Source organism: Mangrovihabitans endophyticus, assembly GCF_014646155.1.
Taxonomy (GTDB): Bacteria; Actinomycetota; Actinomycetes; order Mycobacteriales; family Micromonosporaceae; genus Actinoplanes; species Actinoplanes endophyticus.
The window spans coordinates 837,099-848,220 of sequence record NZ_BMMX01000001.1; the positions used below are offsets into that span (position 1 = coordinate 837,099).

9 protein-coding genes are annotated in these 11,122 nt (G+C 72.4%); 5 read left to right on the top strand and 4 right to left on the bottom strand.

Annotation, left to right across the window (positions count from 1 at the left end; translation table 11 throughout):
- The first annotated feature begins 1 nt into the window (after position 1).
- Positions 2-565 (top strand): hydrogenase maturation protease, encoded by a 564-nt coding sequence (locus IEY73_RS03280; protein ID WP_189077459.1) that lies wholly within the window; start codon positions 2-4, stop codon positions 563-565.
- Positions 566-588: 23 nt separating this feature from the next.
- A complete protein-coding gene (locus IEY73_RS03285) occupies positions 589-894 on the top strand; it encodes a hypothetical protein (protein WP_189077460.1) in 306 nt (101 codons plus the stop codon).
- 86 nt (positions 895-980) lie between these two features.
- Here the strand turns inward: IEY73_RS03285 and nifJ are convergent, their stop codons facing one another.
- From nifJ to IEY73_RS03300, 3 genes are all read right to left on the bottom strand, one after another.
- Positions 981-4,595, bottom strand: a complete 3,615-nt coding sequence (gene nifJ / locus IEY73_RS03290) for a pyruvate:ferredoxin (flavodoxin) oxidoreductase (RefSeq protein ID WP_189077461.1) — start codon at positions 4,593-4,595, stop codon at positions 981-983.
- Positions 4,592-6,229: an NAD(P)-binding protein gene (locus IEY73_RS03295; protein WP_189077462.1), complete on the bottom strand. Its 1,638-nt coding sequence runs from the start codon at positions 6,227-6,229 to the stop codon at positions 4,592-4,594. Before IEY73_RS03295 ends, nifJ begins: the two co-directional genes overlap by 4 nt.
- Positions 6,230-6,293: 64 nt before the next feature.
- On the bottom strand, positions 6,294-7,166 hold the full coding sequence (locus tag IEY73_RS03300; RefSeq protein ID WP_189077463.1) for a universal stress protein: 873 nt from the start codon (positions 7,164-7,166) through the stop codon (positions 6,294-6,296).
- A gap of 206 nt (positions 7,167-7,372) precedes the next feature.
- Here IEY73_RS03300 and IEY73_RS03305 point away from each other — a divergent pair, with 206 nt between their 5' ends.
- A complete protein-coding gene (locus IEY73_RS03305) occupies positions 7,373-8,347 on the top strand; it encodes an Acg family FMN-binding oxidoreductase (RefSeq protein WP_189077464.1) in 975 nt (324 codons plus the stop codon).
- Between the two features lie 9 nt (positions 8,348-8,356).
- Here the strand turns inward: IEY73_RS03305 and IEY73_RS03310 are convergent, their stop codons facing one another.
- Positions 8,357-9,319, bottom strand: coding sequence for an Acg family FMN-binding oxidoreductase (locus IEY73_RS03310; RefSeq protein ID WP_229715435.1), 963 nt, complete (start codon positions 9,317-9,319; stop codon positions 8,357-8,359).
- Positions 9,320-9,468: 149 nt separating this feature from the next.
- Here IEY73_RS03310 and IEY73_RS03315 point away from each other — a divergent pair, with 149 nt between their 5' ends.
- Together IEY73_RS03315 and IEY73_RS03320 are read left to right on the top strand one after the other, a co-directional pair.
- Positions 9,469-10,146, top strand: a complete 678-nt coding sequence (locus tag IEY73_RS03315) for a CBS domain-containing protein (protein ID WP_189077465.1) — start codon at positions 9,469-9,471, stop codon at positions 10,144-10,146.
- A gap of 92 nt (positions 10,147-10,238) precedes the next feature.
- Positions 10,239-11,111, top strand: a complete 873-nt coding sequence (locus IEY73_RS03320) for a universal stress protein (RefSeq protein ID WP_189077466.1) — start codon at positions 10,239-10,241, stop codon at positions 11,109-11,111.
- Positions 11,112-11,122 lie beyond the last annotated feature (11 nt).

The following is an 11,122-nucleotide window of genomic DNA, read 5'->3' on the forward strand; positions in this document are numbered from 1 at the left end:
GATGACCGGCCGGTGCGTGGTGATCGGGGTGGGCAACGAGTACCGCCGCGACGACGGCTTCGGTCCGCGGGTGATCGCCGAACTGGCCGAGCGGCGCGCCCGCGACCACCGGCTGGCCGCGGTGGACCTGTTCGTCAGCGACGGTGAGCCGAGCCGGATGCTGCAGGCGTGGACCGGCGCGGACCTCGCGGTGGTGGCCGACGTCGCCGTGGGTACCGCCCCCGCCGCCGGCTGGCGCGAACTCGCGCTGCCGCCGGAGGACGACCCGCGTTCCGCGGCATCCGGGCACGCCATCGGGCTGGGCGCCACGGTGGCCCTGGCGCGGGAGCTGGGACGGTTGCCGCAGCGGCTGGTCGCGCTGGTCGCGTACGGCCACGAGTTCGGCTTCGGGGTCGGTCTGAGCACCGCGGTCGCGACCGCGGTGCGCCCGGTCGTGGACCGTGTGTGCGTGCTGGTGACCGAGCCCGGACCCGGCGGAGCCGGGCCGCCGTCCCCGAGTCGCCGGGTGGGCCTTTCGACTCTGCCCCGGGACTCCAGCGTCGACGAGCATCGGAAAGGGAGGTGAACACGATGCTTGTTCTCTACCTCATGCTCGCGATCGTGATCGCATCGTGCGTCGCCATGATGTGGCCGGAGATCCGCGACGCGCGGCGGCGTCAGGGCAAGCCGCCGACCCCGCCGGAGACGGCACGCAAGGCGGCCGGGGAGACCCACAATGCGGCCGGGAAGACCCACCATCCGCAGACTCTGGAGGGCGTCCTCACCGCCCAACTGATGAGCGGCGAGATCACCGCGGCGCAATATCGCACGTCGGTCGCTTCCCTCGCAGCACGCGACGACGAGCGGCACCCACTGCAGGTGCCACCGGACGGCGTTCCGCCGGAAGCGATCTGAGGGCGGCCGACCGGCCCTGCCGCGCCCGCACGGCTGACGATGCGACCCCGGCACGGCTGACGGTACGGCCCACCGGCCGGCGTGGCTCACCGGCTCTCGGCGTCGTCCCGGCTCTCGGCGTCGTTGCTTGCGCGCCCGGCGCCGCCGGTGCCGCCGCGCCGGGCGTCGGCCGGGAAGTGCTCCGCCCCGCGGGTGGCCATCTCCTCGTACACCTGCCACCGCTGGTCGACCGCCTCCTGCGCCAGCCGGGCCAGCCGGTCCGCCTCCTCCGGGTCGGTGTCGCGCAACTGCCGGAACCGCAGCTCCCGGCCGGTGTAGTCGGACAGCGGCGTCCGCGGGCGCGGGGAGTCGAGCAGGAACGGGTTGCGTCCGGCAGCGCGCAACACCGGGTCGAACCGCATCAGCGGCCAGTATCCACCGGCCACCGCACGGTACTGCTGCCGCAGTCCGTCACGCATGTCGATGCCGTGCGCGATGCAATGGGCATAGGCGATGATCAGCGACGGGCCGTCGTACGTTTCCGCCTCCCGCATCGCCCGCAAGGTCTGCTGCGGGTCCGCGCCCATGGCCACCCGGGCCACATAGACGTTGCCGTAGGCGATGGCCTGCATGGCCAGATCCTTCTTCGGTGTCGTCTTGCCGCCCGCGGCGAACCGGGCGACCGCCGACAGAGGTGTGGCCTTCGACATCTGACCGCCGGTGTTCGAGTAGACCTCCGTGTCCAGCACGAGAACGTTGACATCCCGGCCACTGGCCAGAACGTGGTCGAGACCGCCGGATCCGATGTCGTAGGCCCAGCCGTCGCCACCCACGATCCACACGCTGCGCCGGACCAGGTGCTCCATGACGCTGCGCAGATCCGCCACCAACGGGTCGTCCGCGGGCAGGGCATCGAGCCGCCGGGCCAGTTCGTCCAGCCGTGCGCGCTGCGCGGCGAATTCCGATTCACGACGTTGCGGCGCCCGCACGAGGTCGTCGGCCAAGTCGGCGCCGATGCGGTCCCGCAGATCGCGCAGACGGGTCTCGGCCAGGCCCCGGTGCAGATCGGCGGTCAGCCGGAAGCCGAAACCGAACTCCGCGTTGTCCTCGAACAGCGAATTGGACCAGGCCGGCCCGCGGCCGGCTGCGTCGTGTGTCCACGGCGTGGTGGGCAGATTGCCGCCGTAGATGGACGAACAGCCGGTAGCGTTCGCCACCATCAGCCGGTCGCCGAAAAGCTGGGACAGCAGTTTTAGGTACGGGGTCTCGCCGCAGCCGGCGCACGCCAGGGAGAACTCGAACAGCGGCCGCAGGAACTGCGTGCCCCGGACGGTGGCGAAGTCCACCATGGACCGGTTGGTCTCCGGAAGCCGTTCGAAGAAAGCCACGTTGGCCCGTCCGGACTCGGCGATCGGCGCATGCGGTTCCAAGTTGATCGCCCGGTGCTCCGGTGTGCCGACCGGGCACGCCTCGACACACAGCGCGCAGCCGGTGCAGTCCTCGGCATAGACCTGCAACGTGTAGCGCTTGTCCGGCAACCCGCGGGCGTTCAGCGGCGCGGACGCGAACTCCTCCGGCGCCTCCGCCAGGTCGCGCACGTCGAACAGCTTGGCACGCAGCACGCTGTGCGGGCACACGAAGCCGCAGTTGCCGCACTGCACGCAGGTCTGCGGATCCCAGACCGCGACCAGGTCCGAGATGCTGCGCTTCTCGTACGCGGTGGTGCCACCCGGATAGCTGCCGTCCACCGGCAGCGCGCTGACCGGGAGCCGGTCCCCGCGCCCGGCCAGCATCTCGCCGGTGACCGCGCGGACGAACGGCGGCGCCCCGGCCGGCACCGGTGGTGGGCGGTCCCGGGTGGCGGTGACGTGGTCCGGGACCGTGACGCGGCGCAGCCCGTCCAGCGCGCGGTCCACCGCGGCCTGGTTGCGTGCCACCACCGCGGCGCCGCGCCGCGCGTACGTGGTGGCGATGCTCTGTTTGATCCGGTCGATCGCCTCGCCGGTCGGCAGCACCCCGGAGATCGCGAAGAAGCAGGTCTGCAGGATGGTGTTCGTCCGTCCGGGCAGGCCGACGTCGGCGGCGATGCGGTCCGCGTCGATCGCGTACACGCGCAGGTCCTTGGCCAGGATCTGGCGCTGGACCTCGCGCGGCAGGTCGTCCCAGACGGCGTCCGGCCGGGGACAGTTGAGCAGCACCGTGCCACCGTCCGCGGCGCGCTCCAGCACCTCCACCCGGTCCAGCAGCGACAGGTGGTGGCAGCCGAGGAAGCCGGCTCGCTCGATCAGATAGGGCGCCCGGATCGGCTCCGGCCCGAACCGCAGATGTGACACCGTCATCGAACCCGACTTGCGGGAGTCGTAGACGAAGTAGCCCTGCGCATGCATGCCCGGGACGGCACCGAGGATCTTGATGGTGTTCTTGTTCGCACCCACCGTGCCGTCCGAACCCAGCCCGAAGAACACCGCGCGCGTCGTCGACGGCGACTCGATCGAAAAGCCTTCGTCATAGGGCAGGCTGGACCCGGTGACGTCGTCGTGGATGCCGACGGTGAACCGGGACCGTGGCCGCGGGCGTGCCAGCTCGGCGAAGACCCCGGCGACCATCGCGGGGGTGAATTCCTTCGAGCCCAAGCCGTACCGGCCACCGATGACCAGCGGACCCTCGCCGCGGGACCGCGCGGCCAGCGCCGCGACCACATCGAGGAACAACGGCTCGCCCAGCGAACCCGGCTCTTTCGTGCGGTCCAGCACCGCGATGCGCCGGACGCTGTCCGGGATCGCCGCCGCCACGGCCGCATCCGGGAACGGGCGGAACAGGCGCACCTGCAGCACGCCGACGCGTTCACCGTCGGCCACCAGGCGCGCCACCGTCTCCCGGACGGTCTGCGCCCCGGAACCCATGAGAACGACGACGCGGTCGGCGTCCGGATCGCCGGAGTATTCCGCGACGGCGTACCGCCGGCCGGTGCGCTCGGCGAGTTCGTCCATGGCGCCCTGCACGGCGGCCGGCACTCGGGCGTAGAACGGGTTCACCGTCTCCCGCGCCTGGAAGTACACATCCGGGTTCTGCGCGGTCCCGCGCACGAACTGCCGCTCGGGGGACAACGAGCGGGCCCGATGCGCCCGGACCAGCGCGGCGGGCAGCAAGGCCCGCAGATCGTCGTCGTCCAGCCGTTCCACGGTGGTGAGTTCGTGGGAGGTGCGGAAGCCGTCGAAGAAGTGCACGAACGGCACCCGCGTGCGCAGCGTCGCCGCCTGCGCGACAAGCGCCAAGTCGTGCGCCTCCTGGACACTTGCCGAAGCGAGCAGGGCGAAGCCGGTGGACCGCACGGCCATCACGTCCGAATGGTCGCCGAAGATGGACAGCCCCTGGGTGGCGAGTGACCGCGCCGCCACATGGAACGTCGCCGGGGTCAGCTCCCCGGCGATCTTGTACATGTTCGGGATCATCAGCAGCAGACCCTGCGACGCCGTGAAAGTGGTGGTCAAAGCCCCACTTTGGAGCGCGCCGTGCAGGGCGCCGACCGCTCCGCCCTCGCTCTGCATCTCCACCACCGTCGGCACCGACCCCCACACGTTCGGCCTGCCGGCCGTCGCCCACTCGTCGGCCAGTTCGGCCATCGGTGAGGACGGTGTGATCGGATAGATGCAACAGATCTCATTGGCCCGGTACGCGACGGACGCCGCCGCCCCGTTGCCGTCCACCGTGACGCGGGTCATCGTCCCACCTCCGGCACCAGCTCGATGGCATGCACCGGGCACTGGTCGAAGCACGTCCCGCACCCGGTGCACCGGTCGTAGTCGAACCGGTATCGCCGGCCCGGCCCCAGCTTGACGATCGCGTCTTCCGGGCATGAGGCGAGACAGCCGTCGCATTCGAAACAGGTGCCGCAGGACAGGCATCGGTCCGCCTCAAAGGTCGCCTGCTCGCCGGTCAGACCGCCGACGACCTCGCCGAAATCGGTCACCCGGCGGACCGGGTCGCGCTCCGGCTGCGCGCGTTGCGCGGCATCGCCGAAGAACCACGGGTGCATCACGTCGAGGGTGGCCACCGGCGGTCCCGGATCGTCCGGCACCTGACTCGATCGCAGGTACGCGTCGATGTGCGCGGCGGCCTGACGCCCGTGCCCGACGCCGACCGTGACCGTGCGTTCGGCCGGCACCATGTCCCCGCCCGCGAACACTCCGGGGCAGCCGGTCATGAAGGACGGCGTGACGACCACCGTGCCGTCCGGAGCCACCTCGACCCCGGGAACCTCGTGCAGGAACGCGGTGTCGGCGCGCTGGCCGAGCGCCAGGATCAGGGTGTCCGCGGCGAGCGTCTCGGTGCGGCCGGTGGGCACCGGCGCACCGGCGTCGTCGAGTTCCATCACCTCGACGGTCAGCGTCGGCGAGTCGAAGGTCTGGACGGTACGCAGCCAGTTGATCCGGATGCCTTCCCGTTCCGCCTCACCCGCCTCCTCCTCGTGCGCAGGCATCTGCCCGCGGGTTCGCCGGTATACGATCAGCGTCTCCTCGGCGCCGAGCCGTCGCGCCGTGCGAGCGGCGTCCATCGCGGTGTTGCCGCCCCCGTAGACCGCCACCCGCCGGCCGATCACCGGCCGGTCGCCGGCTGCGACGTGGTGCAGGAAGCTGACCGCGTCCACGACGCGCCCGGCCTCACCGGCCGGGATGTCCACCCGCTTGGACAGGTGCGCGCCGACCGCGACGAACACGGCGTCGAATCCGCCGTCGCGGCGCTCCGCCGCCAGGTCGCGCACCGTGTGACCGGTGACGATCCGCACCCCCAGCGTGGCGATGCGCCCGATCTCGGCGGACAACACCTCGCGGGGCAGCCGGTAGGCGGGGATCCCGTACCGCATCATCCCGCCCGGCTCCGGCCCGGAGTCGCGGATCTCCACCCGATGCCCGCGGCGGGCCAGATGGTAGGCCGCAGACAGGCCGCTCGGACCGGCGCCGACCACCAGCACCCGGCGCCCGCTGGCGGCGGCCGGCGGGTCGAGCGCCCATCCTCGTTCGATCGCCAGGTCGCCGAGGAAGCGTTCCACCGCGTGAATGGACACCTCGCTGTCCAGACGCCCGCGATTGCAGGCGGTCTCGCACGGGTGATAACAGACACGGCCGTGCACCGCCGGGAACGGGTTCTGCGCCACCAGCGCGCGCCACGCCCGCTCATGGTCTCCGGTGCGGGCCAGGGCGAGCCAGGACTGCACCTCCTCGCCGGCCGGGCATGCCTGATTGCACGGCGGCAGCAGGTCGAGGTAGACGGGTCGGCGGTCGCGCACCGGGCCGCTGCGCGCGCGATCGTGCAACAGGTCCGGCACCGGTGTCATGTCCCGCGGCAGCGCACCCATGCCGGACCTTCCTTTCGTCGTCGTGGCCTCGGCCTCCGCGCCGGCCGGCGCGCGGTTCGAAGCGTCAGCGGGCGATCCAGACCGGACATTCCGCATGATGGAGCAGTTGCAGGCCGGTCGACCCGAGCACGGTTCCGGCGACGCCGCCGTGCCCGCGGCTGCCGACCACCACCAGTTGCGACACGGCCGACATCCGGGCCAGCACGGCGGCCGCGCCGTCGTGCGACAACACCGTCTCCACGCGGACGCCGGGATACTTCGCCGCCCACGGCGACACCAGCGCGTCCAGGTCCGCCCGTGCAGCCGCGTCCGCATCCTTTGCCGCGGGCGTGCCCAAGGCGGCCTCCGGCACGTTGGCGGTGAGCCACACCGGCAGCAGCGGCAGATAGGAGCGGACCACGGTGAGGGGCGCTCCGCGACGAGCCGCGGCCTCGAACGCGGTCTCCAGGACCCGATCCTTGGCGTGCGAGTGATCGACGCCCGCGGTCACCGGGCTGTCGGACGCCTCGGCGTTGCCGCGCACCACCACGACCGGGCACCGGGCGTGCGTCGCCACCTGCTGGCTGACCGAGCCCAGCATCAGGCTCGCGAACCCGCCGCGCCCGCGGCTGCCCAGCACCATCAGCTCCGCGGTCTCGGCGACGTCGAGCAGACGGGGAGCGGCGTGACCCATCATGGTGTCGGCCCGCACCTCGATGCCGGGCGCCGCCGCCACCGCCAGGTCGGTCGCGTTCGCGGTGACCGTTGCGGCGATCTTCTCCGCCATCTCGGCGTACTGGTCGCCGTAGTCGTACCACGCTTCACGCCAGTCCCAGTCGAAGGCGTGCACGATGCGCAGCGTGGCACCTTGCCGTTCGGCCTCACGGGCCGCCCACCGCACCGCAGCCTTGCTGGGTGCGGCGCCGTCGGTTCCGACGACGATCGTCTTGGCAGTCATGGCTTTCCCGTCCTTTCGGATGGACGGCGGTCGGTCCCCCTCAGCGTGCGTCCGGCGTTCCGGTGGGGACAGGGCCGATGGTCACGGCGGGCCGGGCCGGGCGGGCGGTTCCCGCCCGGGGCGGGACCATCGGCCCTGGGAGAACCCGGCCCCCGCGGGATGCGATGGCGACAGGGTTCGCAACGACCGCGGGAAGGGAGCCGGCCATGGCCGAACAGACCGCCACCGCCGTCTCACGACGGGTGCTGGCCGACAGCGTCCGACGGGCGACGAAGGCGCCGTCGCTGCACAACAGCCAGCCGTGGCTGTTCCGGATCGGCGACCGGACGGTTGACGTGCACGCCGACCGCCGTCGTCAGCTCGACGTCCTCGACCCGGCCAGCCGCGAGCTGCTGATCAGCGTCGGCGCGGCGGTGTTCACGCTGCGGCTGGCGCTGCGCGCGGCGGGCTGGCGACCCGTGGCGCTGCTGTTTCCCGAGCCGTCGGAGCCGGACCTGGTGGCCCGGGTGACGGTGCCCGGACGCCTCGCACCGACACCGGTGGTCGAGGCGCTGTCCTCGGCCGTCGAGCATCGGCACACCAACCGGTGGCCGTTCGCGCGGTCGGTCGTGCCCGCGGACGATCTGGCGCACCTCGCCGAGGCGGCCCGCCGCGAGGGCGCGACTCTCACCGTGGCGAGCGCGGTCAGCCGCAACGCCATCCTCGGGCTGGCCGGTGCGGCCGACCGGCGGCTGCGCGCGCAGGGTGGCTACCGCGCCGAACTCGCCCACTGGACGGTGCCCGCCCGGCATCGCCACGACGGCATCCCGCCCGCCGCGATCGGGCCGTGGGACGCGTTGGAGACCATGCCGATCCGAGACTTCGGCCTGTTGCAGCCGCAACAGGACAGGGCGGCCGTGCCGTTCGAACCGCACCCGACGATCACCGTGCTGTCCACCGGCGGCGACCACCGGGAACAGTGGGTCGCGGCCGGCCAGGCGTTGCAGCGGGTGCTGCTGACCGCCACCTGGCTGAACCTGGCGACCACACCGATCAGCCAGCCGGTGGAGATCCCCGGCTTGCGGGTGCTGCTGACCGACACCGCCACCGACCGGTGGGCGCAGATGGTGCTGCGGCTCGGCTACGGCCGGCCCGCGGCGGCCACCCCGCGGCGGCCCCTCTCCGAGGTGCTGCTGTCCTGACGCCGCCCGTCACCCGTACTCGACGATCCGGTCCACCGGCAGCCGCGGAGTTCGCGGGCCGGCCGGGTCGTCCGGGCCGTCCGCGAACCGCAGCACCAGCAACGGGTGGCCGTCCCAGCCGATGAGGTGGCGCGCCATCGCCCGGCTGGTCGGCACCTCCACCACCGCGCTGAGCGGAAGCACGGAGACCTTGACGACGGTCGCGGTCAGCCAGCCCGCGGACAGCGCCTCACCGGCACGCAGCCAGTCGATCCGGCCGTCGCCGGGGGTGCTGAGGACGCCGAACGTGCCGGCCCGATGGTGGGTGTCGGCGACAAGCGCGGTGCCGGCCCGGCGCAACGCCAGTTTCGGCGCGGTGAGCTGGAACGGGTCGGCGGGCAGGGCGGACGCCGGGATGCCGGCGCCGGGCGGCCGCAGGTCGCCGATCCACTGTTCCAGCTCGGCTTGTGACGCGGCGTCCGCACGCTGGATCCGCTGCGCGCGCTCGGCGGCGTCGGCCAGCACGAAGACCTGGCGGGGACGCAGCAGCGTCAGCGTGCCGCCTTCGGCCGCGATGGCCGCGCCGATGGTCCGCAGCTTGTCGTGGTCCAAGGGCGCGCCGGGGCCGTCGCGCCGGTCGGTGCGGCGGAGTTCGGCGGCCCGGACGAGACGCCGGGCATGGTGGTCCGGCGTCGCCGGTCCGCGCAACGTCACCGTGGCGAGCAGTTCCCGCGCCGCGACCCGGACGACGGTGGCGTGCCAGCCCGCGGCGGCGAGATCGATGCGCGCGTGGTGCAGCGCCGCGCCGCAACTGAGCACCGCGAGACGCCCGTCCGGATCCGTGGCGGTGAGCATCCGGCGGCGTTCCAGCATCAGTTCCAGCCGATGGTCGCCGAGGCGCCACCGCCACGGCTGGCTGTTGTGCAGGGAAGGGGCCTCGCCGCCGAACGCGGCGGCGGTCAGCAGAGCCTTGATGCCGACGTCGTCCGTCATGGACCAACACTCCACACCCATGTCGCGGTTCGGCCAGAGCCGAACGACCCCTTGCACGGCAGCTCGCCCGCTCGCCGCTGGAGGCCGAACGACTCTGACCCGGAGTCCCTATTGCTCGTAACGTCGGAATCGAGATGAGGAGGGCAGTCATGAAACTGTGGCGTGTGGACGACGTGATGACCAAAGACGTCGTGTCGGTGCCCGAGGACCTGCCGTATCACGCGGTCGTCGCCGTCCTGATCGACAACCGCATCAGCGCGGTCCCGGTGATGGACCGGTTCGAGCGAGCCGTCGGCATCGTCTCCGAGTCCGATCTGCTGATGAAGATGGCCGACGGTTCGGGCGCGGCCCCGGCGGTCACGCCGCGCCGCAGGCGCGCGCTGCGCAAGGCGCACGGCCGTCTCGCGCGCGACGTGATGAGTTCCCCGGTGGTGACGGCGATGCCGTCGCTGTCGCTGGCCGCCGCGGCTCGCCGCATGCAGCAGGAGAACGTCAAACGCCTGGTCGTCGAGGACACCCTCGGCCGGATACGCGGCATCGTCACGCGCAGCGATCTGCTCAAGGTGCATGTGCGCACCGACGAGGCGATCCGCCACGACATCGCCGAGGAGGTGATGCGCCGGGTGCTCACCGGCGAACGGGGCACCGTGCGCGTCACGGTGACCGATGGCGTCGTGAAGCTCACCGGCCGCGTGCGGCTGCACTCGTCGGCGAAGGCCGCGGCGCGCCTCGCCGCAGCGGTGCCCGGTGTGGTGGACGTCGCCGACCTGGTCGACTACGACATCGACGACGGGCTCGCGGTCGGCACGCCCTTCGGCGTCGCCTAGAAGACAGCGTCGCCGAGGAGAAAGGGTCGCCGAGAAGGTCGCCGAGAAGACAGCGTCGCCGGGGAGAAAGGGTCGCCTGGGGAGGTATCGCCATGAACGTCAAGCCCATCGTCGTCGCCACCGACGGCAGTGAATCCAGCAGCGCCGCGATCCGATGGGCGGCGCGCGAAGCGCAGCGTCGTGCGTTGCCGCTGCGGATCACGCACGTCTTCGACTGGGAATGGGGCGAGGCACGGTACGACATGAGCCATCACGTGCTCGACCTCGCCCGCGGGCAGGCTGAACAGGTCACTGCCGACGCCGTGAACGAAGCCCGGCGCGTCGCGCCGCGGCTGGAGGTCACCACGGATCCGGTGCTCGGCCATCCCGCCGCGCGGTTGATCGGTGACTCCGGCACCGGCCGGATGATGGTGCTGGGCAGCCGCGGCCGTGGCGGCTTCGGCAGCCTCCTGCTCGGTTCGGTGGGTCAGCGGGTGGCCACGCACGCCGCATGCCCGGTGGTGGTGGTCCGCGGCCGCGGCGACGTCACGCACGGGCCGGTGGTCGCCGGCGTCGACGATTCACCGGCCGCCTACGGCGTGTTGGAGACCGCGTTCGACGCCGCGGCGAGCCAGAACTGCGCGCTGGAGATCGTGCGGGCGTTCCTGCCGCCGCCCCCGGTGACGATGAGCAAGGCCCCGGCCGTCCTGCACCTGCCCACGCCGGAAGCCGACGCGGAGGAACGGGTGGCCCTGGAGGACCGGCTGGCGCCGTGGCGGACGAAGTTCCCCGACGTGCCGGTGACGGTGGTGCTCACCCATCAGAGCATCGCCTCCGTGCTGGTTGCGGCGTCCCGGCGGGCCCGGTTGGTGATCGTGGGCAGCCGCGGGCACGGCGTGATCGCCGGAACCCTGCTGGGATCCGCCGGTCTGCAGTTGTTGCACCACGCGGACTGCCCGGTCCACATCGTCCGGACCAGGAGCTGAGCAGCCCGGCC

Excerpts from the sequence above, each read along its gene's own strand:
- IEY73_RS03285 (WP_189077460.1), top strand. The coding sequence starts at position 589 with ATGCTCGCGATCGTGATCGCATCGTGCGTCGCCATGATGTGGCCGGAG.
- IEY73_RS03315 (WP_189077465.1), top strand. The coding sequence starts at position 9,469 with ATGAAACTGTGGCGTGTGGACGACGTGATGACCAAAGACGTCGTGTCG.
- IEY73_RS03280 (WP_189077459.1), top strand. The coding sequence starts at position 2 with ATGACCGGCCGGTGCGTGGTGATCGGGGTGGGCAACGAGTACCGCCGC.
- nifJ (WP_189077461.1), bottom strand. The coding sequence starts at position 4,595 with ATGACCCGCGTCACGGTGGACGGCAACGGGGCGGCGGCGTCCGTCGCG.
- IEY73_RS03320 (WP_189077466.1), top strand. The coding sequence starts at position 10,239 with ATGAACGTCAAGCCCATCGTCGTCGCCACCGACGGCAGTGAATCCAGC.
- IEY73_RS03295 (WP_189077462.1), bottom strand. The coding sequence starts at position 6,229 with ATGGGTGCGCTGCCGCGGGACATGACACCGGTGCCGGACCTGTTGCAC.
- IEY73_RS03310 (WP_229715435.1), bottom strand. The coding sequence starts at position 9,319 with ATGACGGACGACGTCGGCATCAAGGCTCTGCTGACCGCCGCCGCGTTC.
- IEY73_RS03305 (WP_189077464.1), top strand. The coding sequence starts at position 7,373 with ATGGCCGAACAGACCGCCACCGCCGTCTCACGACGGGTGCTGGCCGAC.
- IEY73_RS03300 (WP_189077463.1), bottom strand. The coding sequence starts at position 7,166 with ATGACTGCCAAGACGATCGTCGTCGGAACCGACGGCGCCGCACCCAGC.